Source organism: Vaginella massiliensis, assembly GCF_900089075.1.
Taxonomy (GTDB): Bacteria; Bacteroidota; Bacteroidia; order Flavobacteriales; family Weeksellaceae; genus Weeksella; species Weeksella massiliensis_A.
Genome location: NZ_LT593746.1, coordinates 1,079,456 through 1,103,010 on the forward strand (window position 1 = coordinate 1,079,456; position 23,555 = coordinate 1,103,010).

Sequence of the window (23,555 nt, forward strand, 5' to 3'; positions counted from 1 at the left end):
TTTTACTTTTGACTGATATTGTTAATAATTGTACTTTAATTCCATTCCGAAATAAGGCGCAATACCGTTTCTACGCTCTATTTTTCGTCCATGAAATGTATAAGGATGTGCATAACTAAATAATCGATTTACAAACATAGATGCGCTAAGAGATTTATAGATGCTCTTGGTAACTTTTAGATTTGTATTGAAAGTAAAAGTATAGTTAGTTTGTATATTATCAGTTACTGAGGTGTTTCTTACTAGCCATTGTAAAATTGCATCTGATTGTTCTATTTCTGTGTATGGAAAAATATTTCCGTTCGGATCTACATAGTAATCTGGCTTTGCTATTCGTTTGTCTCTTTTTTCTCTATTAAATAAAGAGCCCTGAAAAGATGCTGAAAAAGTAAGGTTTAAATTAGGGATGTACGTATCTATAAATAGGTTGTAATTCATGTTTCTAAAATCATAACCCATATCATTTTTATAAATTCCTACATATTGATAATCATTTCCTACTAATGAAACTTGTGGTTTCTCTTGTACAGGAATTGTATTTCTGTATTGAGTTCTGAAGTAAGAACCTGTAAATGTAAAACGAGTGTTAATGGTTTTGATTCTTGGTGATGAATAACCGAATTCTACACCATTTTTAGTAGTCTCACTTCCGTTTTCTGTGGTTGTATAAGAAGCCCAAACTTTTCTTGATTCAAAAGGAATATTTGTTAAATCTGGTCCATTATTCCAAGTACTAAGATCCACTTGTGTATTATCATATCTTTTATAAGAATGGACTGTATAATTGCTCACGGCACGAAAACCATTTTCTAAATTTTCTTTGTAAAAGTTGACAAAAAGATTGTGGTTTTTGTAGCTTAAATCGACTCTCAATTCTTTTTTTATGTTTTTTGCAGCTACTAAATTCTTGTTTACCGTATTTTGTTTATAGGTCATAAAATAAGCATAACGATAATCTGCATCTTTATGAAAAAAACTTAATTGTGTATAATCCCAAAATCGATCATTCGGATAAAGGTTATTCAAAGTTGGCATTTTGTAAAACTCTCCATAACCCATGGTCAAATCTATTAGAAAAGGAGAGTTGTTAAGTATAAGTTTAGGGAGGTTGTATTGTAAATTTACACGAGGCTCTGTATAGATTTTGTTGTTGATTTTATAATCAGAACCCACGTTAAGCATAGAAGAAAAGCGTAAACCGGCATAAAGTGTAAACCTGTGATTGTTGATTTTATATGCTATTTCATCACCCAGGAAAGTAGCAACTAATTGGTAAGCAGGGATATCATCAAAACGTCGAGGCCTTGTAGTCATCCCTCCAGTAACAGGTCTTAAGATGTCGTATTTATGCCCGGTACCATAATTTTTTGCCAAACGAAAATCCAATCCAGCTTCGTATTTATGATTAAAAGCCCCGATTGTTTTACGTCCATTTGCTTGGAACATAGCAGAAATGTTGAGTGGCTTGCCGTCAGTCTCAAAATCTGAAATGTATCTTGTTTCAGGAAAATATCCTACATTCTCTCCTTGTTCAGTTGCAATCGAAACGGCTCTAGGTCCTGATAGTTGAACAAATTTGGTTTGTTCTAATTTTTCAAAACCTTGTCTTGCAGATGTATTTAAGATAAATTTATTGAAGAATAAGTTTTCATCTTTCAAATTGTAAATAAAATTATTACTCAATGCAATATTCTGATTAGAAGATTTGTATTTGTCTACTAAATCATATCCTGTATCAGGATCAGCTTTTTGTTTATCTAAGTTGTTTGAGTAATCTAAGTTTGATCGCCATTCTAAAGAATTTTCACCAATCTTAAATTTTGCTTTTGAACGTAAAGATGAAGTTAATCTTTGGTAATTGTTAAAATCGATATCGGGTGTAGACTTCGCATCAAGTAAGTCTAAGCTAGCAAATAAATCCCAGCTATCTTTAATTCTAAACCCTTTTCCTGTATAGTATTGTTTGCTAAATCCGTCAGATTTAAATCTCACTTGAATAGGAGTATGCCTTATCTTTCGATCTATTTTTATCAAACCAGAAGTTAAATCTCCATAACCAGCAGAAGGAATTCCTCTTATAATTTCTACCTTTTCGATATCATTCGTAGAAAGAGTTCGCATATCTACACCAGTACTTGTGGTGTATCTATTTTCCGCAGCTTTTAATAGATGGTCAGCATCTAGAGAGGTTTGAAGATTTGCTCCAGAGTTAATTACATTATCATCAATCATAAACTGAATACCTAGAGATGTTGTATTGTAATCTGATGGTCTACGGCTTTCCCTTAATGATGCGCTATTATTTGATGTTAGAGAAGGATCACGTGCCAACCCTCCTGGAAGTAACTCCATGAGATCTGTAAAACTAGAAGGTTGCAAATGTTGCATAGCTTCTTTGGTGATGATTGATTTACTTGTAAGTCCTTTATCTTCTTTTGCAGTGATTACAACTTTTTGTAATTGATTATAATCCGATTTTAACTCTATGTTGAAAACTGTGTTCTTGGAAAGGTTAATACTTATTTCTTGAGGCTGATACATGAAATGATTAATCAATAAAGTATACGAACCTTTCGCTAAAACAATACTAGTCCTTCCTTCTTGATCACTGATTCCTAATATCTTTTCGTTAGAGATAATTTCTACATCACTTATTTTTACTTTATCAATATCAGAAATATCAAAAGTAACGATGTAATCCTGAGCTTGTATAGAATAACAAACGACTAATAGAATGATTAATGAAAGCTTTTTGATTGAAATAGAATGGTTTATTAACATCGAGCTTCTAAATGGGTAACAAAATTAAGAAGCGTTTAACAAAATAACTAATTTTATTTAGAATAAATATAAATAATATGACTAAAATCATGTTTTCCTGTACTATTGTAACCGATCAATTATTATTTATAAACAGAATTTTTTAGGGAAGATATCTTTTGTATAATCAAAATTATAATTAAAAAACTATCTACCTTTGTACCGAGCAAGTCGCTTTGTCGCTGCGATGAAAATCGGAGAGGAAAGTCCGGACACCAAAGGGCAAGCATAGCGGATAACATCCGTCCGTCGAAAGGCGAGGACAAGTGCAACAGAAAGCAAGTACAGTTCGGCTGTAGTGAAAACAGGTAAACTCTATGCGGTGAAATGCCATGTATACCAACAGTTAAGTGCTGCTCGTGCGTTGTTGGGGGGTAGGCAGCTTCATGTTTTGGGTAACCAAAATAGTAGATAAATGACAAAGGCTTTGCTTGGTTATCATACCAAGCAAAGTACAGAATCCGGCTTATAGACTTGCTCTTTTCTTTCTTATTTTTGGGTAGAAATCCAGGCTTTTTTTATAGATTGTATCAATTGTGGTCCTTCATAAATAAAACCCGTGTATAATTGTACCAAAGATGCTCCAGCTTCTTGTTTGCAGATTGCATCTTTCGCAGTATGGATTCCTCCAACACCAATCAATACTTTGTCTTTTTGTATTTTGGTATGAAGATATTGAAGTATTTCAGTTGACTTTTCCATCAGAGGTCTACCACTCAAACCGCCAATTTCTTGGGTTAATTCTTGCTCTGATACAAGACCATCACGAGAAAGTGTCGTATTGGTAGCTACAATACCTGCAATATTGGCTTGTTCTACGATTTCGATAATATCATCCAACTGATCGGTAGATAAATCAGGAGCAATTTTTAGGAGAATAGGCTTTGGTTTATTCTTTTGTTCGTTTTCTTTTTGTAGGGTTTGCAATATATACAGTAAGGGTTCTTTTTCTTGTAATTCTCGTAAACCAGGCGTATTGGGCGAACTCACATTCACTACAAAGTAATCAACATAATCAAATAATTTCCTGAAACAGATAAGATAATCCTCTACCGCTTTATCGTTCGGGGTAATTTTATTTTTGCCGATATTGCCACCAACAATCAACCGATTTCGTTTGGTTTTCTTTAGTTGTTCTACCGCATAATCTACTCCATTGTTGTTGAAGCCCATTCGGTTAATCAGTGCTTTATCTTTACGTAAACGCATCAATCGTGGCGCAGGATTTCCGGGTTGTGGCAAAGGCGTTACCGTCCCTATTTCAACATACCCAAACCCTAAAAGAGCCAGCTCTTCAATATACTCTGCATTCTTATCAAAGCCAGCTGCAATGCCAACAGGATTTATAAAATCTAAACCCATCACATGAATTGGCTTTTGGTTGGATGAAGTTTGTAGAGTTGATTGAAGTAGTGTCTGAACCAAAGGAAAGTTTTTCCATCGTTTCAGATTATTCATCACAAAATAATGAGCCGCTTCGGGTTCTTTTCTAAATAGAAAAGATTTGATAATATCGTACATAGCTACAAAAATAATCAATCAAAGGCGGATATTTAGCAAAATTTTCGTTTTATAATCCAATAGAGTTCTTGTATCTTTGCAAATTAGCTATACAAGGAAAAACTATGCAGACGAATTTTGTTGATTATGTAAAAATACATTGTACAAGTGGACACGGTGGTGCTGGTTCTGCTCATTTGCATCGAGAGAAATTTATCGATAAAGGAGGTCCAGATGGTGGAGATGGAGGACGTGGCGGACACATCATCATGAAAGGAAATCGTAATCTTTGGACGCTTTTAGAATACAAATTCAAACGCCATTTCAAGGCAGAACGTGGCGGCAACGGTGGTAAATCGAGATCTACCGGAAAAGATGGCGATGATATTTACCTCGAGGTTCCAATCGGTACAATTGCCAAAGATGAAGAAGGCAATGTAATCGGTGAGATTGTAGAAGATCTGCAAGAAATAATTTTGATGAAAGGCGGAAAAGGCGGACTGGGGAACTGGCATTTCAAGTCGGCAACGCGTCAGACGCCGCGCTATGCTCAACCCGGATTGGAAGGCGAAGAAGGACAAATCACCTTAGAATTGAAAGTTTTGGCCGATGTTGGTTTGGTCGGATTTCCGAATGCTGGCAAATCGACCTTGTTGTCAGTGGTCTCGGCAGCAAAACCAAAAATTGCCGACTATGCTTTTACCACGCTTTCACCCAATCTAGGAATTGTATCGTATCGTGATCATCATTCGTTTGTCATGGCCGATATTCCTGGGATAATAGAAGGAGCAGCAGAAGGCAAAGGACTTGGACACCGCTTCTTGAGGCATATCGAACGAAATTCAACCTTGTTGTTTATGATTCCGGCCGATGCCGATGATTATAAAAAAGAGTATGAAATTTTATTGAACGAATTACGAAAATTCAATCCAGAATTGTTAGACAAAGCAAGGGTTCTGGCAATTTCGAAAAGCGATATGCTCGACGACGAACTGAAAGCTCAAATCAAAGCGCAGTTACCAAAAGATATCGAAACGGTTTTCATTTCATCGGTAGCCAATCAAGGGATTACAGAATTGAAAGATTTACTTTGGAAAAAATTAAACGAATAAAATAGCGCGATATGTTTGGAAATTTGATGGGAATGATGGAAAAACTGAACGGACTGAAAGATAAGTTTAGCCATCTGAAAGAAGAATTAGACAACGATTTTTTTATTGCCAAATCCACTTCGGGTAACGTAAAGATTACGCTGTCTAAGTTTGCTACTATAAAAGATATAGAGTTGGCAGAGGGCGTAGAAAAAGAACAGCTCGAAGACGAATTGGTGCTTACGCTGAACAAAGCTTTGGAAAAAGTGAAAAACGAAGCAATGGAAAAGGCTAAAAAAACCGCAACCGAAAACATGCCGAATATCCCAGGCATGCCTTTCTAAAAAGAATAAAGAAGCCGTCTCGTTTATAAAATCGAGACGGTTTTTTTATGATAAAAAAAATGAGGTCAAAAACCAACTCAATTTAATAATTTAGAAAAAGATGAGTTATTATTCTTGTTTACGCACTCATCTTTTTCAGATTATGAGCTAAAGCATGCAATCCGAACTCTAATTCCACTTTTTCAATTCCTTTTAGGGTAAATCTTTTGAAGTTTCGGTTGTGTTTGAGTTGGGCAAATGTAGGTTCGACATCAGCAGTTCTTTGTTTTCTTCTTATTTCTCCGATATCGGATGTGAGAAGTTCTCTTGTTTTTTGTTTGTGGTATTCTAATTTATGGTTCCTTTCTACTGTCCTGTTGTTTTTCCCCTTGAAGCACTGGCTTCTGAGCGGACATCCATTGCAGTTTTTAGCGGTATAACAACTATAGGTTTGCTTATATCCTGACTTTGTTTGGACTTTTCGCTCACCGCGCTTTTCCATACGTTGTCCCATCGGGCATACATAAAAATCTTGCGCTTCATTATAATAGAGTGAGTCTCGTTCAAAGGGTTTGGGATTTTTTCTTTTCTTTGATTTACCTTGTTCTTGGTCAAAGGTGTTGAACTTTACAAAGGCTTTGATTGCTTTGTCCTCCAAAAGTTCGTAATTTTCTTCACTTCCGTATCCTGCATCTGCGGTGAGTTCTTCGGGAAGCTCATTGTAGAGTTTTTTATGGTTTTCTAAATGAGGTTTTAAAGTATGAATGTCGTTGGTGTCTTGATGTAAGGTATAGTTGACGATGATTTGGTTTTCGGTGCTGATTTGTGCATTGTAGCCGGGTTTTAATTGTCCGTTCTGCATGTGGTCGTCCTTCATGCGCATAAAGGTCGCATCGGGATCGGTTTTGCTGTAGGAGTTGCGTTCTTGTAGTAACTTTTCTTGTTCTTGGTATTTCTTTAAGTTTGGCGCAAAATTCTTTTGGATGTAACGGGATTTGGCTTTTTTCTTTGGATCGTCAGACTTTTCTTTTAGGATTCGGTTGATTTTATCTGCGGCTTGTTGGACTTTTTCAGGATCAAGTTTTTTGAACTCCGGTGGCTCGGGATCTTGGTCTTCTTCATCAGCAACGCACTGCGCGTATTGCCACATATCCTCTAATTGTTTGATCATTTTCTCCCGATTGGTCTTGATGGAATTTCCCCAGACAAAGGTGTATCTTCCAGCTACCGATTCTATTTTGGTGCCGTCTGTATAAACTCGTTTGAGACTCACTAATTTTTCTTCTGCCAAAAGCAATACCACTTGTTTGAAGATGTCTTTGAATACGGCTTTTAACTTATTGCTTCGAAATCGGGCTATCGTATTATGGTCGATGCTTTCTCTACCAGAAAGCCACATAAAGTTTATGTTCTCATTGAGGGCTTTTTCGATCTTTCTACTGGAATAAATATTGTCCATATAAGCGTAAACCATCACTTTGAGCATCATTTTAGGATGATAACTAGGATGACCTTCCCGACTGTAAGTTTCTAAAAGAGGTTTTAAGTCTATCTTCTCAACTACGTTGTTTAAGATTCTTACTGGATGATTAGTCGGAATTAATTCTTCTATCGAAGGTGGAAATAACCAGTTTTGGGATTGGTTATATTCTTTAATTCTATAGTTCATTTCGCTGAAAATTAAGTAGTTAAATATAGTGAATTCTATATTAATCACCTAATAATCAATCCATTATTTATATAAAAAAACCGCCTCAGTTGTGAGACGGCTTCTTTTTTTATTTCTGTTCCAATTTTTTCATCAGAAAATAAACAACGATGCCAATTATTATACTTGATGCAAGTCCTCCGATAATAAATTCGGTAATGGCATCACAGCTTGCCCAATACGGTCTATTGTGACCGCAAATGTTGTAAATATAGCGCAAAGTGTGAGAAATATAAGTTATCGCTACGATGATCGATAATTTCTGCCACGGCTTTGCAATATAGCGATTGAGTAAATAGTATATAATGATAATGGGGATGATATAAAAAACGCCAAGTGCAAAATAAATCCAAATAAAACTGCTGAAAGGCGCGAAACTAAAATCATCAAAGATTGATCAAAAATATAATTGCAATGGCGCTACAAAAAGCAACACCATTATAATCAGAATATGAATAAAAATTTTTCTATCGTGCATTTTTACAAAATATATCGAACGAATTAAATGATTTTTAAAAAGATACCTAAAAATTTGACCCTCAATTGCAGAATGATTATACCAGCAAAAAGCTTTTTGTATTTTAGTTAGCTGAAAAACAATGGCTTTTTTTGAAGCTCGGACTGAATAGGAAATCGAAAAAAATGAATTAAAATAAAAACTAAAATATGAAGCAATTATTTACGCTTTGGCTAATGTTGATCTCGTTTTTTGGAAATGGACAAACCAATGCAGAACTAATGACGGAAGTCGACAAAATCAAGTCTGAATTAAATGTACTGAAATCAGAAATACAATCTGTAAAAACGCAAAACCTCTATTTGAAAAAAGTTTTGGATATAAATGCGCCTGTTTTAGAAGTGAAAAGTAACGATAATGAGTACCGAATAACAAAAGTGGTGGGAAATAAAAAAGATAAAACGATTTCAATTACACTTTTAGCTGAAACAAAAGGCGAAAATAAATCAATGGAATTATCAGATTTGCATATTGTTGATTTAGAAGGAAATAAATACAAGGTCGATTTGTACAAATCTTCTGTGCCATATCCTAAATTATCAACAAATATTCCTCTCAAATTAATCTATACCTTTAAAGATATCATCGATGAGCCAAAGCTCATAAGACTTTTTAAATATAGTGCTTCGAGTAGTCTCGAAAGAAATTCGTTTGAAAAAGCGTGGTCAATTGTAGAATTCAGAGATTTAAATGTGACTTGGGAATAAATGAAAAATTAGCATTTTTTTGTTGTAACAGTTGCGTCGGGGGAGAGGAAATGGTATTGAACAACTGTTAATTGAAAATAAAATTCATAATAAAAAATATAAATGAATAAGAATATTTGGGATCTGTTTAAACATTCTGAAAAAGGTAAAAACGCAATTTCTTTATTTTCTTTCGATTCTGAAGAGGATGATTTTGAGACGAAAGCCGAAGAAATTTTTAAAAAATTCAGTGAATATTTAGGAGGTTTGGGAAGATGTAGAAAATTTTATTAATCGTTGTTACTTGATCTTAGATAATATATATTATCAAGAAATTTTTATAGAAAAAGACGAAACGAATTCACGGCATTTCGAGAGGCTTATCGATACTTTGGAGCTGAACATGCTAGAGGTGAACGACGATGATAAACTCATTAAAATCACAGATTTTCCTCCATTTGTTAAGCAAAAAGATTATAAAACATTTAGGATTTGATACTTCAATTCTACCACAGTTGTACAGCCCCAATTTAGAAATTGAAGGTCAACTAAAAAATGAAAAAGATGTCGAAGAACAATTGTTGATTCCTGTTTTGCTGAAGTTAGGTTACGTAGAAAATGATTGGAAAAGACAATTGTCTCAAAAGGCAGGAAGAAAGGAAAAAGCCATACCTGATTTTGTGTTTTTACCCAAAGACGAAGTTCGTTTTCAGAATGCTCCATTAGTAATCGAATCAAAGTTCGATTTTAGTTCGAATATAGAACGGACGAAATCATACAACCAAGCTTTGTCCTACGCAAGTGCCTGTTGCACAACGAAAATATATAAAAATTTTGTAAATTAGCCTATGCAAGGCAAGAAAAACTTTAGCCCACAACTATTTTATGAACTCAGTTTAGATAGGCTGGTTCCAGAGGATAATTTTTACAGAAAAACAATGAAAGTTTAGATTTTAGCTTTCTCTATAAGGCGACAAAGCATTACTACGGCAAAGACGGACAGCATTCACAAGCCGCTGTATGACGAGATGCACGAGAAATTGACCAAGGACAAGAACTATACCCGCTTCCTCACCAAAAGGCGTAGCAGTACAGTAGAACCGGTTTTGGGAACGCTCATCAACCATCACAATATGAAACGCATCAACTCCAGAGGAATGGCACAAGCGAACAAACACGTCTTGATGGCGGCTTTGACCTATAACCTGAAGAAATACCTGCGTTTTGTGGTGAAAAAACCAAGTGTTTTAGCCCAAATTCTATCCCTGAAACAAAGGGAAGTACACAGTTTTCTAAAAACGCATCTCCACGAGCTCAAAGGCTTGTTTTTCACGTTACCCGAATTCTAAGATTCTGCACCACAACTAAAACAACAACCTCCTTTAAATCGCTTTAAAAGAGGTCGGTTTTTTTATTGGTTTTTATAAAAATGGGGGTTGTGCAACGGTTACGCAAGTCTAATGCAAGCGCCTATTTTTGGTAATTGTGATAAAGACAGAATAATTATATATAAAGAGAATAAAGGTCATTTTGATAGATTCAAACCTAGTTTCGAAAAACATTGGCAAAACTTGCATGATCCAGAAACTTTCAGTCAGTTGAAAAAAATAATAGGAAAAGAAATAATTCAGACAATAATTTAAGTTTAATCAAAATCAAAAACACTTTTAAGAAAAGGACCATTTAGAAGCTGAGCGATTAGAAAAATATTTTTGATGATTTCCTACACATCAACCAAGATTCAGATAAATCTATTTTTGTATTGAATGTTGATTTTTCGACGTTAGTTTTTGATATCCATCACATCTCGCAAGACATTGCCAAAAATATTAAAACCTAAAACCAACAGCATGATGGCCAAACCAGGTAAAATAGCCAGATGTTGCTTGCCAAGAATGATATGACTGTAATGCTCTTTGATGATGTTTCCCCAAGAAGGCGTAGGCGGTTGCGCCCCGATTCCTAAAAAGCTTAGTCCGCTCTCTACCAAAATCGCAGAGGCAAAATTGGCTGCCGAAATCACAATAACTGGCGCCATGACATTGGGCAAAATTTGTTTGAAAATTATGCGATAATCTGAGAACCCCAAAGCTCTTGCCGCCTCTACAAATTCTTTTTCACGATACGATAAAAATTGTCCACGGACCACGCGCGCAACTTCTACCCACATGGTGAGTCCGACCGCAATAAAAATTTGCCAAAAACCTTTGCCAATTGCCAAGGTAATGGCGATAACCAACAAGAGTGTTGGGATAGACCAAACCACATTGATCACCCACATGATAAAATTGTCTATTCTACCACGATAGTACCCTGCGATAGCACCCAAACCAATTCCGACGACAAGCGAGATAAAAACAGCTATGAAACCGATGAGGAAAGAAATACGCGTGCCAATGACCAAACGCGAAAAGAAATCGCGACCGTAACTATCGGTACCCAAAAGATAGGTTTTGTCGAAAATAAATTTTTTCTCGATTTCTGATTTCGAGATGTGGTGTTTGGTCCACAAGCTGAGCGGTACAGTTACATTCTCTCCTGCAACGCCATCGCCAATATTTGGGGTGTAGGTAAGTGCTTCGTTGTGAATAGTGTAATGCAGAATACCAATATGCTCCGTGTCGATTTCTTTACCAAAAAATAAATCTTCTAGAGAATAGCCAGGGCGGTAATTGCTTAGCGGTATCTCGATGGTTTTTTGAGTGTAGCCAACAGGGGCATAAGCAATGGTAAGATCTTGTCGATTTGCATTTTTCGTTTTATCGGTCGCAATGCAATAGGCAAAAATGGTGATAAAAGCCGCACAAATGATAACAGCAAAAGAAAGAACCCCAAGAGGATTCTTTCTTAATTTTTTTATGGTACTATGTGTAAGTGAGCCTTGATGATCGACCATTTTATTATCTTCTTATATCGCGCAACACATGGATAGACTCTTCTAAATACAAGTCTTTTTCTAAAGATTTGTGCCAATTTTCTCGGCGTGTTTTCAGCACGGTGTCATTTTTTATTTTTTGCAATTCGCGTTGTGTGTTGCTAAATTTCAACTTGTTTTTGTATTTGTCCAAAACCTCAAACTTTTCGATGTTCTTTTCGCGGCCATCTCTGAATTTTTTATAATCTTCCAAGTTCAACGGAATCGATTTGGTGTCTTCCAACGACTTCATAAACTTAGCACTTTCATCAATCAATCTCAGGTTGGCGTTATCAGAAAGTCGAGCTTTACTTCTTTCGATAATGGTTTGCAAATTGATTTCTGGTTTCCAACGTTCGATATTCAGTGCCGCGATTTGATCCCAAGGGAGTGATTCTTTACGAGAACCTTCATTTATTTCGCTATAGGTGTATTGATCTACCATCGCGATATCAGAATTTACGCCTCGCAACTGTGTCGATCCACCATTTACACGGTAGAATTTTTGAATTGTTAATTTCAGCGCGCCTAACTCTTCCGAGCGGTTTTGTTGATCTACTGGAAAAATGGTTTGCACGGTTCCTTTACCAAAAGATTGTGGGCTACCCACGACAACGGCTCTGCCATAATCTTGCATGGCAGCCGCTAAGATTTCAGAAGCAGATGCCGACAATTCGTTGATCATCACCACCAAAGGTCCGTCGTAAGCAATCATCGGGTCTCGATCTTCGTGTATTTTCATCATACCGTCGCTTCTTTTTACTTGTACGATTGGTCCGTTTTTAATAAACAATCCAGCGATTTCGATTACTTCTTCCAACGATCCTCCTGGGTTGTTTCGAACGTCCATCACAAGCCCTTTGATGTTTTCTTTTTTCAGTTCGTTTATCTCTCTCAGAATATCATCCGAAGGATCTCGGCTTTCTGTGCCATTCATACTGGTATAGAATTCTGGGAGGTAGATGATGCCGTATTTGTCGCCTTTCTCGTCGGTAATCACAGCCGATCTTGCAAAGGTTTCATCGGTTTCGATAATGTCTCGGATCAACGAAATTTCTTGTTGCGAACCATCTTTTTTCTTAACGGTAAGGATAACTTCTGTTCCTTTTTTACCTCGAATCAGGCGAATGGCTTCGTCTAAGAGCATGCCTACAATATTCACGGCTTCGCCTTTCTTACCTTGGGCTACTTTTATGATTTGATCACCAACTTGCAATCGTCCATCTTTCCAAGCGGGACCACCAACCACAAGGCTGGCAATGGTTGCATAGCCTTTTTTGTCTTGCAATTGCGCTCCGATTCCTTCTAATTGTCCAGACATGCTGATGTCTAAATCTTCTTTATCTTGAGGTGAAAAATATACGGTATGCGGATCGTATTGTACCGTGAAACTATTCATATACATCGAGAAATAGGTCTCGCGTTTGCGTTGCTTCAGTCTGCGGAAATAATCTAGGATTAAATCTTTCACTTCGTCTCGTGCGATTTTTTCTACCTCGTTGAATGGCGTGTCCTTGGTAATTTTTTTCTTATTATCGCTGTCGTCAAGTGTATTTTCTTTGGTTTCGCCGATAGAATCTTTTTGTTTTTTACGCTCGTCCAATTCGTCTTGCATCGAAATGATTTCGAGCATGATGTTGTACTTCAAATATTTTCGCCAACGATCTTTTAGTTCGGCTTTGTCTTTGGCATAATCGATGGTTTTGGGGTCGATTACAAAATCTTCTTTTACCGTGAAGTCCATCGGTTGCTCAAAGATTTCTTTCGAAAAAGCTTCAACCTCTTCTATGCGTTTGTAGATGGTGTCTACGGTAGCAAAATAGAAGGTAAGGTCTTCGTTGTTGAAAAAATCGTCTTGATTGTGAATGTCTTTTTTGAAGTAATCATAATCCGATTTCAACAACAATCGTTTTGCAGGGTCGATGAATTCTAAATATTTGGCAAAAACTTTTTCCGAAAAATTATCATTGATTGTTGCCGGTTTGTAATGAATGTATTTTAGCGTAGTGCGTGTATTACGCATGATTTTTTTGTAATCATCTTCATTTTCTTTATCGCTTGCAAATGGTTTACAAAAGCAAAATGCTAAGAAACTCATCGATAAAAATGCAAGGAGGATATACGTTTTCTTTATCAGCATATGTTTTCTTTATCTATGGATTTTGAAATAAAAATTTAAATTTTATTTAATCTTCAAATATAAAACCAAAAAATCGGATTTCGATTCTATTTTTTACATTTGTAATGAAACCGATAAAAGTAATTAGAAAATGAAAAGACCGCTAATTTTAGTCACCAACGATGATGGGATTACGGCTCCTGGTATACGAGCGCTAATCGATATGGTAAAGGATTTTGGTGATATTTATGTGGTAGCACCCGATAGTCCGCAAAGCGGAATGGGGCATGCTGTTACCATACACTCGATCATCAAACTAGAAGAGATTGTGGTAGAAGATTCTACCCGCAAAGAATTTTCGTGCTCTGGTACTCCAGTAGACTGTGTGAAATTGGCGGTGAGCAATATTTTGCCAAGAAGACCAGATTTGTGTGTTTCTGGTATCAATCACGGCTCCAACTCGTCGATCAATGTAATCTATTCTGGTACGATGTCTGCCGCGGTAGAGGCGGGGATAGAAGGGATTTCGGCTATTGGTTTTTCGTTAGATGATTTTTCGTACAATGCCGATTTCGAGCCTGCGCGCGAATACATACAAAAAATAGTGAAAGAAGTCCTCGAAAAAGGCTTGCCAAGAGGCGTAGTGTTGAATGTGAATATTCCGAAGTTACCAAAAGAAGAGTTGAAAGGGGTGAGGGTGTGTAGACAAGCCGATGCCAAATGGTACGAGGAGTTTGATAAACGCACAGATCCACGAGGTAGAACTTATTATTGGATGTCGGGCGAGTTTAAGAATTTGGACAAAGGCGAGGATACCGATGAATATTATTTGTCACAGGGGTATATTTCGGTCGTGCCAATTCGCTACGATTTGACTGCCCATCATGTTTTATCTGAACTGAAAAATTGGGATTTGTAATTCTTGAAGAGTGGTTTTTTTTGAACGCTTTTCGCGAAATTTGTCCTTGAATTGAATCGATAAAAAAAGCTTAGATACCACGATCTAAGCTTTTTTTGTTATCACAAAAAATGTTATTACTTACCAATCAAAGATTTTTCGAGCGCTCTGAACTCGTCTTCTTTTGTTTGATTTTCGGTAGCACGGTAAGCATTGATTAAATATCGTACATACTGAACATTTTTCTTGTCCAACTCATATGCTTTCTGTAAATATGGCAAAGCCTCTGTGTAAGCGTCTTTACGTTTTTTGGTGTACTCGTCGTAAATCGCTCGTTGATTTTTAGAATTTCCGAGGTTGTTGTTGATTTTTTCGACATACTCTTTCTCGTTATTTAAAATCGTCAATGCCATGTTCACGTTTGATTCTAAGTGATTCGGATTCAACGCTAACGATTTCTTGAAAGCCTCTTTTGCTTTGTCGACTTCATTGTCTTGTAAATAAAGTGTTCCTAAATTATAAAGGCTCGCTTGATCGTTCGGGTTGATTTTGATCGACTCTTCCAACTGTTTTTTCATTTTATCTCCGTTGCCCGTAACTTGATAGATTGCGGTGGCAAGCGTCGAGATGTCGCTATCGTTCGGATATTTTTTCAACGCTTCTTCCAAGATTGGGTCAAACGTTTTGCTGGTGTACAAGTTGTTCAACGCCAATACGTACAAATCTCGGTTGTAATCTTTGGTTTGGGTTTGCGACATACCCGTAAAGTTGGCTGCAGCTAATTCTTTGATGATTTTGAGTGAGTTGGTAAAATCTTTTGCGTTGTAATATGTAATTGCTGCTTGATATTTGTATAATTCATCGGTTGCGCCTAAAGCTTTGGTTAAATTGTAGATGTCTAAGAATTTTGGTGCAGCAGTTTTATAATCTTTTTTGTCTAAAGCTGTATTGGCTTCATCCAAGACTTTGTTTGCCAAAGCAGAGACTTCAGAGTTCAGAAGAATGCCGAATTTCTGCGTCAGTTCTTGCGTTTTTGGTTTTGCATAATTACCATTTGCAATTGCTTTGTTTAGCTCTTCTTCTGAGTAATAGTATTCTTCTTTTTTGGTGTCTTTATTGCGTATAATGTAGACTTTCCCATTTTCATATTTTCCTAATGCTGCGAGTTCTGTCGCTGCTTTAGAAGCTTCACCAATAGAGAGCAGACGTTTTGCTTCGTTGTAATGTTTCTCTGCTAATTTCGATGGTTCGGTTGTCAATTCTTGGGCAAAAGAAACTCCGATAGCTAAAACCAATCCTAATGATAAAACGAATTTTTTCATGTTTTTTTGTTTTATTTTTATTCTTCAGTCGAATGATCTTCGGCTGGATTTTCATTATTAGACTCTGAATTGTTTTCAAGGATTGTACCATTTTCATCGGTCAACTCCTCGTTCTCATCCTCTACTTCTTCTTCGATTTCAACTTTTGCTATGGCTGCAATTTCATCATTGTTTTTCAGGTTGATGAGTCGAACACCTTGTGTTGCTCGTCCCATCACGCGAATCTGATCCAATCCTGTACGAATGGCAACACCCGATTTGTTGATGATCATCAGATCGTTGTCGTCGGTTACAGATTCTATGGCAATCAATTTTCCAGTTTTCTCGGTAATGTTCAGCGTGGTTACGCCTTTTCCACCACGATTGGTTTCGCGATAGTCTTCTATAGAGGTGCGTTTTCCGTAGCCTTTTTCAGAAACGACCAAAACGGTTTCGTTTTCGATATCCGACACGACAATCATACCGATTACTTCATTGTCTGGTTCTTCACCGAGATTGATACCTCTTACTCCAGAAGCTGTTCGACCCATTGGGCGTACTTTTTCGTCGTAGAATCTGATGGCTTTACCGTATTTAGAGGCGATCATGATTTGCGATTTTCCATCGGTCAGCAAGGCTTCCAAAAGCGTATCGCCTTCGCGAACTGTAATCGCATTGATTCCGTTGGCGCGTGGTCGAGAGTAGGCTTCCAAAGAGGTTTTCTTGATGATACCATTTTTGGTAACCATGATGACGTAGTTGTTGCGTACGTATTCTTCATCCATCAAATCGTGGGTGCGGATGTAGGCTTTTACTTTGTCGTCTGGTTCTATATTGATCAAGTTTTGGATGGCTCTACCTTTCGAGGTTCTCGATCCTTCTGGAATTTCGAATACTCTGAGCCAGAAACATTTTCCTTTTTCGGTAAAGAACAGCATGTATTGGTGATTGGTCGCCACCACAATGTATTCTAAGAAATCTTCGTCACGTGTTGTGGCTGCTCGGTTTCCAACTCCGCCACGCGATTGTTTTTTATATTCTGATAATGAGGTGCGTTTGATGTAGCCCATTCTAGAGATGGTGAGCACTACATTTTCGTCTGGAATCAAATCTTCCATGTTGAAATCTCCTCCAGAATAGTCGATGTCCGTTCTTCTTTCATCTCCATACTTCGACTTGATTTCGAGCAACTCTTCTTTGATGATGCTGTATCGCAAGTTTACATCGTCTAAAATGCTTTGCAAGTAGTTGATGGTTTTCATGATTTCTTCGTATTCTGCACGAATTTTATCAATTTCAAGTCCAGTGAGAGTTCTGAGGCGTAACTCTAAGATTGCTCTTGCCTGAATCTCCGACAAATCGAATGCCGCCATCAATGCTTCTCGAGCGACATCTGGAGTTTCGCTTTCGCGAATGATTTTTATTGCTCTGTCCAAATCGTCTTGCGTGCCCACCACTTTCATGTATCCTTCTAAGATGTGTGCACGTTCTTTGGCTTTTTTCAATTCGAATTCTGTTCGGCGAACCACCACATCATGACGGTGATTTACGAAGTGGATGATGATGTCTTTCAGGTTCAATTGTTCTGGTCGACCATTGACCAAAGCAATGTTGTTGACGCTGAAAGATGATTGTAATTGGGTGAATTTGAATAGCTTGTTCAGTACAACGTTGGGTACTGCATCCATTTTCAACACATAAACAATGCGCATTCCTTTACGATCCGACTCGTCGCGAATCTCCGAAATTCCGTCGAGTTTTCCATCCTTTACCAAATCGGCAGTTTTGGCAATCATGTCTGCTTTGTTTACTTGGTATGGAATTTCGTTTACGATGATGCAATTGCGTCCGTCCACCTCTTCAAAAGTAGTTTTTGCACGCAAAACAACTCGGCCACGTCCTGTTTCGAATGCTTGTTTTACGCCATCATAACCATAGATAGTTCCTCCCGTAGGGAAGTCTGGTGCTTTGATATGTTGCATCAATTCTTCTATGGTGATGTCGTTGTTGTCGATATAAGCGATGGTACCGTCTATGGCTTCGCTCAGGTTATGCGGTGCCATATTGGTCGCCATTCCTACTGCAATACCCGCCGCACCGTTCACCAACAAGGTTGGGATGCGCGATGGCAATACGGTTGGCTCGTATATGGTATCGTCGAAATTGAGTCTGAAATCTACTGTTTCTTTGTCTATATCTGCCAACAATTCGTCAGATATTTTTTGTAGTCTTGCTTCGGTATAACGCATTGCTGCAGGTGGGTCACCATCAACAGAACCGTAATTACCCTGTCCGTCTACAAGTAGATAACGCAGAGACCATGGTTGCGCCATGCGGACCATGGTGTCGTAAACAGAACTGTCACCATGCGGGTGAAATTTACCTAAAACCTCTCCAACAATACGAGCAGATTTTTTATAAGCACGATTTGAAAATACCCCTAATTCGTACATTCCAAATAACACTCTTCTGTGTACAGGCTTCAGCCCATCGCGTACATCTGGGAGTGCACGAGAAACAATCACCGACATCGAATAATCGATGTAAGCTGATTTCATTTCGTCTTCAATGTTAATGGGAATTAGTTTTTCTCCTTCAGTCATATTCATATATTATATAAGGGTGTAAAATTACAAAATTTTAATCGAATAAGGTGACTGATTGATGATAGAATTATCAACAAAATATTATTGAAACTTTGTGTTTAATTCATAAAATAATTATAAATTTGCCCCCAATAAAACTGTGAGTGAATATTATTAATCCTTCAGAAGTTGCTTCCCGAAAGGCTTTTGAGGTTAATTTGCTAAAATTCACAGATGTTTTAAATTTTAATAGAAAAAATAATTATATTTGCAACCCCATTCGTGTAATGGATTCCAAACTTTGTAAAGATGAGTAAGAGAACATTTCAACCAAGTAACAGAAAGAAAAGAAACAAACACGGGTTCCGTGAGCGTATGTCGACTAAAAATGGTCGTAGAGTATTAGCAAATCGTAGAAGAAAAGGCAGAAAAGCATTGACGATTAGCGAAGTTAGAGCTAAACGATAATAGCTACTATTTAATAATTTTAAAGCTTGAGAGGAAACTTTCAGGCTTTTTTATTTATATTTGTTTTACAAAGAATAGAGAAAATGTCTGAATTGAATAATGTCATCGAGCTCAATAGCGCATCAGTTTATCAACGTAGTCACCTGGTTTTGAGTGGTGTAAATTTCCAATTGAAAGAGGGTGAATTTGTCTACCTCATCGGGAAAACTGGTAGCGGAAAGAGTAGCTTGATGAAGGTCTTATATGGTGATTTGCCTTTGGAATCGGGTAAAGGATCGGTTGTGGGTTATGATCTGAAGAATCTAAAAATTGGTAAAATTCCAGATCTCCGTCGTCATCTCGGAATTGTGTTTCAAGATTTTCAGTTGTTGACAGATCGTACCGTAGAGCAAAATCTCAGCTTTGTCTTGAAAGCAACCGGTTGGAAGAATTCGCAAATGATAAAAGATCGTATCGATCAAGTGTTGGATAGCGTAGGAATGCTGTCGAAAAAGAAAATGATGCCATTTCGTCTATCGGGTGGTGAACAGCAAAGGGTGGCTATTGCGCGTGCTTTACTGAATTCGCCAAAGTTGATTTTGGCCGATGAACCTACTGGAAATTTAGACCCAGAGACCTCCAACGAAATCATGAACCTTCTTTTGTCGGTATCGAAACTCAACAACTGTGCGGTAATGATGGCAACACATGATTACGACATCATTCGAAAATTTCCGGCACGCATGTTGAAATGCGAAAACGAAAAGGTAGTAGAATATTTTCCAGAAATGTTAGAAAATTAATAGCATTTCAGCGGAAATTTAAAATATAAAAAACTTGATTGCACTGCTCCAAAAAAGTTAGATTGGGTCGGTGCAATTTTTTTTGTTCTCTTTATTAAACCTTAAACCGATCGAAAATTTCTTTTAATTTCTGCTCTTCATTTTCCCAACAAAGTTTACGCGAGGCAATGGTAAGATTCTCTCGATAGTGCGTTTTTCCGTTTGCGAGCATTTGTTCTATTTTCGATTTTATTTCGTCTGGTTCATGATTTCGAATCACTTCACCAATGTCGTAAGTATTGATGATCTTTTCGATTTCTGGCAGATTCGACCCGAGAACCGGAACCCTCGCTTGGATATAATCGAACAGTTTGTTGGGCAAAGCATAACGATAGCTCAGACCGTGATCTTCTTCTATGCTGATGCCGATGTCTGCCAAAGGCGTGATACTCTTCAGAAGATCTGCATTTACTCTTCCTAAAAAATGAACCCTGTCTTGTAGTTGAAGATTGTGGCGTAGTTTTTCGATTGTTGCTTTATTTGGTCCATCGCCAACAATCCACAATTGAGCAAAATCGATAAATTGAAAAGCAGCAATCATCTTTTCTAGTCCGCGACTAATGTTTACATCGCCCTGGTACAAAACAATGGGCTGATCTAAGGGATTGGGTGGTAAAGGAAAAAAAACGGTTTCTTCTGTTTCATTCCATTTTATCAGTTTCGGGAGGTTTCGAATCACTGCGGGTTTTACCTTGTATTCTTGCTCGAACCACGTTGCATATCCTTCGCTTACGGTATAAAAATGTTTGATTTTCGGAATTAAAAATCGCTCGAGCATTTTCCAGACTTTTTTAGTCCGAGGTCGAGCACTCAGCGAAGGCATTTCAGAATAGATTTCGTGGCTATCGAAAACCAAAGGTCTTTTCTTTAGTTTACTGATGAGGTAATAAGGCAAAAGCGTGTCCAAATCGTTGGCAAGCAAAATGGTTTGTTGGTCGGTTCTCTCCCATAAAACCCAAAACAACTTCCAATTATATTCCAAATAAAACTTGTACGAATCTTTGTAATGAACATGGATGAGGTGTGTACGAAAAGGTTTGTCCAACTTTCGACTTCCTCGATGATCCGACCCAATGAGTTCGACATCGAAACCAAACTTCAATAAAGAACGGCAAACCTTGTCTAATCGTTGATCGTTTTCGATATTATTGATAACAGCTGCGAGAATTTTCAAAACTAAGCGATGTTTTTTTGATGAATAGATTGTGAAACTCAACCCAAAATAAAAATGCCAAAACGAATCGAATCTCGTGTGCGTTGTTCAAAACAAATGGCATCACGATAAAAATCGTGACCGAGTAACCGATGATTTCAGCAAGTTTTAATTGGTAGAAAGTAGCCATCTTGTGAATGTTGTGTTCGATAAAGTATCGTTCAAAATTAATAAAAATTACATAATAAGTTTCTTATCTTTGCCTAATGATACAGACACTTCCAAAAATTAAGAATCAAGATTCTAGAAATTTCTTTTTAATAGCCGGACCTTGTGCCATCGAAAGCGAAGAAATGGCATTGCAAATTGCCGACAAAGTGGTGAATATTACATCGAAATTGAATATCCCATACATCTTCAAAGGTTCTTTTAAGAAAGCAAATCGTTCTCGTATTGATAGTTTTACTGGAATTGGTGATGAAAAAGCGTTAGAAATTATTCGTAAAGTTGGTGAAACTTTCGATATTCCGACGACCACCGATATTCACGAGCCTTGGCATGCAGAAATGGCTGCCGAATATGTAGACGTTTTGCAGATTCCGGCATTTTTGGTCCGTCAGACTGATTTAGTGGTTGCTGCAGCAAAAACAGGCAAACATGTTACCCTGAAAAAAGGGCAATTTCTCTCGCCAGAAAGCATGAAGTTTCCGGTAGAAAAAGTAACCGATTCAGGTAATCAAAATGTTGCGATTATCGAACGAGGAAGTATGTTTGGTTATGGAGATTTGGTGGTGGATTATCGTGGAATCCCGGTGATGCAAAATTATGCACCGGTAATTTTAGATATCACACATTCTCTGCAACAACCGAATCAAGCTTCGGGCGTAACCGGGGGAAAACCAGAACTGATAGAAACCATTGCCAAAGCAGGAATTGCAGTTGGTGCAGATGGCTTATTTATAGAAACGCATCCTGACCCAAAATGTGCAAAAAGTGATGGTGCGAATATGTTGCAATTAGATTTATTAGAAGGACTATTGACAAAATTGGTAAGAATTCGTCAAGCTATTTTATAACATAATAATCTTCATCCAATCATTTAACTATCCGGAAAATAGAAAAAGCTTATTTAGTTTTTTATGGATAGGATTTTTTTTGGATTGATTTTATAGAATAGAATAATGAACAGAAAAACAAGAAGATTGAAACTTTTTTCTGTTTATGTACGATTTTTTATTAAATGAATGTGATAGAAAATATTGAAAATGAATAATTTAATTCAAAAATATAATATTCCAGGACCTCGTTATACAAGTTACCCGACCGTTCCGTTTTGGGACAATGATGGCTTTACTAAACAAGGCTGGATAGAAACTTTTCAGCGCGCTTTTGATGAAAGTAATGAAGAAGAAGGAATCTCGATTTATATCCATTTACCTTTTTGCGAATCACTTTGTACATTTTGTGCGTGCAATAAACGGATAACCAAACAACACAGCGTAGAGCAACCTTATATAGAAACCTTGTTGCAAGAGTGGAAGTTGTATGTTGACTTGTTGCCTGCTCGACCAAAAATCAAAGAAATACACTTGGGCGGAGGAACGCCAACGTTTTTCTCTCCAGAGAATTTAAGCCTATTGATAAACGGAATTTTTGAGCTTGCAGATCGAGCAGATGATTATGAATTCAGTATAGAAGGGCATCCCAACAATACCACAAAAGCTCATTTACAAGCACTGTACGACGTAGGATTTAGACGCATTTCGTATGGTGTACAAGATTACGATTACAAAGTACAAAAGGCAATAAACCGAATTCAGCCTTTCGAAAACGTAGAAAAAGCAACCCTTGAAGCGCGCGAAATAGGTTTTACCTCTGTCTCTCACGATTTGGTGTTTGGCTTACCGCATCAGACCCTAGAAGGGATGATCGATACCATCAACAAAACCAAATCTCTGAATCCGGACCGCATTTCTTTCTACAGTTATGCCCATGTGCCTTGGATAAAAGGCGTGGGGCAACGCGGATTTGAAGATGAAGATTTACCTTCGCCCGAGTTGAAACGTGAATTGTACGAAGAAGGAAAACGCCTGTTCGAAGAAATGGGATATGTAGAAATTGGGATGGATCATTTTGCTTTGCCAACAGATAGCATGTACCAATCGATGGTTGCACATACCTTGCATCGCAATTTTATGGGGTATACCTCATCAAAAACCCAATTGATGATTGGCTTAGGCGTGTCATCGATTAGTGATTCTTGGTACAGTTTTGCTCAGAACGAAAAAACAGTAGAAGAGTACGAAACCACGATACGCAACGGCGAATTGTCGGTTTTCAAAGGTCATATCCTTAGCGAAGAAGATTTGATTATACGTCGCCATATCCTAAATCTGATGTGCAATTTGGAAACTTCGTGGAAGGACGATTCGATGAAATTTGATCATTTATCGAATTCGCTCGAAATGTTACAAGGAATGCAAGATGATCAGTTGATAGAAATTTTCGACGACCGTTTGGTGGTAAAAGAAGAAGGTCGACCATTTGTGCGAAATGTATGCATGGCTTTCGATTTGCACCTGTTGAAAAATGCACCAGAAACGCGAATTTTTTCAATGACGATATAATTCAATAGAATAAATTTTAGAATA

Annotated in this window: 18 protein-coding genes, 1 other RNA gene and 1 pseudogene; 12 read left to right on the forward strand and 8 right to left on the reverse strand. The window is 37.3% G+C overall.

The genetic code is table 11. The annotated features are described in order from the left end of the window. Nucleotides 1-21 precede the first annotated feature (21 nt). A complete protein-coding gene (locus BN8061_RS06395) occupies nt 22-2,781 on the reverse strand; it encodes a TonB-dependent receptor (protein ID WP_068597493.1) in 2,760 nt (919 codons plus the stop codon). Nucleotides 2,782-2,983: 202 nt separating this feature from the next. On the opposite strand from BN8061_RS06395, the gene rnpB reads away from it, so the two are divergent. Continuing rightward, nucleotides 2,984-3,305, forward strand: an RNA gene (gene rnpB, locus BN8061_RS06400) — RNase P RNA component class A. 4 nt (nt 3,306-3,309) lie between these two features. On the opposite strand, the gene BN8061_RS06405 is transcribed toward rnpB, so the two are convergent. Further along, nucleotides 3,310-4,341 carry a quinone-dependent dihydroorotate dehydrogenase gene (locus BN8061_RS06405; RefSeq protein WP_068597494.1) on the reverse strand — a complete coding sequence of 344 codons (1,032 nt, stop codon included), beginning with the start codon at nt 4,339-4,341 and terminating at the stop codon, nt 3,310-3,312. Between the two features lie 104 nt (nt 4,342-4,445). Here BN8061_RS06405 and obgE point away from each other — a divergent pair, with 104 nt between their 5' ends. Together obgE and BN8061_RS06415 are read left to right on the forward strand one after the other, a co-directional pair. Beyond that, nucleotides 4,446-5,432, forward strand: coding sequence for a GTPase ObgE (gene obgE, locus BN8061_RS06410; RefSeq protein ID WP_068597496.1), 987 nt, complete (start codon nt 4,446-4,448; stop codon nt 5,430-5,432). Nucleotides 5,433-5,443: 11 nt separating this feature from the next. Further along, nucleotides 5,444-5,755, forward strand: coding sequence for a YbaB/EbfC family nucleoid-associated protein (locus tag BN8061_RS06415; RefSeq protein WP_068597498.1), 312 nt, complete (start codon nt 5,444-5,446; stop codon nt 5,753-5,755). A gap of 118 nt (nt 5,756-5,873) precedes the next feature. Here the strand turns inward: BN8061_RS06415 and BN8061_RS06420 are convergent, their stop codons facing one another. After that, on the reverse strand, nt 5,874-7,403 hold the full coding sequence (locus BN8061_RS06420; protein ID WP_068597500.1) for an IS1182 family transposase: 1,530 nt from the start codon (nt 7,401-7,403) through the stop codon (nt 5,874-5,876). 705 nt (nt 7,404-8,108) lie between these two features. Between BN8061_RS06420 and BN8061_RS06425 the strand changes: the two genes are divergently transcribed. The 4 genes and pseudogenes from BN8061_RS06425 to BN8061_RS12180 form a co-directional block, all read left to right on the forward strand. Continuing rightward, on the forward strand, nt 8,109-8,666 hold the full coding sequence (locus tag BN8061_RS06425; RefSeq protein ID WP_154662274.1) for a transposase: 558 nt from the start codon (nt 8,109-8,111) through the stop codon (nt 8,664-8,666). Between the two features lie 102 nt (nt 8,667-8,768). Then, nucleotides 8,769-8,939 (forward strand): hypothetical protein, encoded by a 171-nt coding sequence (locus BN8061_RS11890; RefSeq protein WP_154662275.1) that lies wholly within the window; start codon nt 8,769-8,771, stop codon nt 8,937-8,939. Between the two features lie 164 nt (nt 8,940-9,103). After that, complete coding sequence (locus BN8061_RS06435) at nt 9,104-9,490, forward strand: hypothetical protein (RefSeq protein WP_162270408.1); 387 nt, start codon at nt 9,104-9,106, stop codon at nt 9,488-9,490. Nucleotides 9,491-9,643: 153 nt separating this feature from the next. Beyond that, nucleotides 9,644-9,994, forward strand: a pseudogene (locus BN8061_RS12180) (transposase); the annotation flags it as partial. 434 nt (nt 9,995-10,428) lie between these two features. Here the strand turns inward: BN8061_RS12180 and BN8061_RS06450 are convergent. Beyond that, nucleotides 10,429-11,541 (reverse strand): ABC transporter permease, encoded by a 1,113-nt coding sequence (locus BN8061_RS06450; protein WP_068597509.1) that lies wholly within the window; start codon nt 11,539-11,541, stop codon nt 10,429-10,431. Nucleotides 11,542-11,545: 4 nt separating this feature from the next. Continuing rightward, nucleotides 11,546-13,699, reverse strand: coding sequence for a carboxy terminal-processing peptidase (locus tag BN8061_RS06455; RefSeq protein WP_094745877.1), 2,154 nt, complete (start codon nt 13,697-13,699; stop codon nt 11,546-11,548). A 130-nt stretch (nt 13,700-13,829) separates the two neighbouring features. On the opposite strand from BN8061_RS06455, the gene surE reads away from it, so the two are divergent. Next, a complete protein-coding gene (surE, locus tag BN8061_RS06460; protein WP_068597511.1) occupies nt 13,830-14,597 on the forward strand; it encodes a 5'/3'-nucleotidase SurE in 768 nt (255 codons plus the stop codon). Between the two features lie 116 nt (nt 14,598-14,713). Here surE and BN8061_RS06465 read toward each other — a convergent pair whose 3' ends face one another. Continuing rightward, entirely contained in the window at nt 14,714-15,898 is a 1,185-nt protein-coding gene (locus tag BN8061_RS06465) for a tetratricopeptide repeat protein (RefSeq protein WP_068597514.1), read from the reverse strand. Between the two features lie 17 nt (nt 15,899-15,915). Continuing rightward, nucleotides 15,916-18,480 carry a DNA gyrase subunit A gene (gene gyrA, locus BN8061_RS06470; RefSeq protein ID WP_394330294.1) on the reverse strand — a complete coding sequence of 855 codons (2,565 nt, stop codon included), beginning with the start codon at nt 18,478-18,480 and terminating at the stop codon, nt 15,916-15,918. Between the two features lie 291 nt (nt 18,481-18,771). Between gyrA and rpmH the strand changes: the two genes are divergently transcribed. Continuing rightward, nucleotides 18,772-18,930 (forward strand): 50S ribosomal protein L34, encoded by a 159-nt coding sequence (gene rpmH / locus BN8061_RS11770; RefSeq protein ID WP_094745878.1) that lies wholly within the window; start codon nt 18,772-18,774, stop codon nt 18,928-18,930. 83 nt (nt 18,931-19,013) lie between these two features. Beyond that, complete coding sequence (locus BN8061_RS06475; RefSeq protein WP_068597518.1) at nt 19,014-19,712, forward strand: cell division ATP-binding protein FtsE; 699 nt, start codon at nt 19,014-19,016, stop codon at nt 19,710-19,712. Between the two features lie 94 nt (nt 19,713-19,806). On the opposite strand, the gene BN8061_RS06480 is transcribed toward BN8061_RS06475, so the two are convergent. Next, complete coding sequence (locus BN8061_RS06480) at nt 19,807-20,925, reverse strand: glycosyltransferase (RefSeq protein WP_068597519.1); 1,119 nt, start codon at nt 20,923-20,925, stop codon at nt 19,807-19,809. Between the two features lie 245 nt (nt 20,926-21,170). Here BN8061_RS06480 and kdsA point away from each other — a divergent pair, with 245 nt between their 5' ends. Beyond that, on the forward strand, nt 21,171-21,980 hold the full coding sequence (kdsA, locus tag BN8061_RS06490; RefSeq protein ID WP_068597523.1) for a 3-deoxy-8-phosphooctulonate synthase: 810 nt from the start codon (nt 21,171-21,173) through the stop codon (nt 21,978-21,980). Nucleotides 21,981-22,169: 189 nt separating this feature from the next. Then, nucleotides 22,170-23,531 carry an oxygen-independent coproporphyrinogen III oxidase gene (gene hemN / locus BN8061_RS06495; protein ID WP_068597526.1) on the forward strand — a complete coding sequence of 454 codons (1,362 nt, stop codon included), beginning with the start codon at nt 22,170-22,172 and terminating at the stop codon, nt 23,529-23,531. Nucleotides 23,532-23,555: the final 24 nt, after the last annotated feature.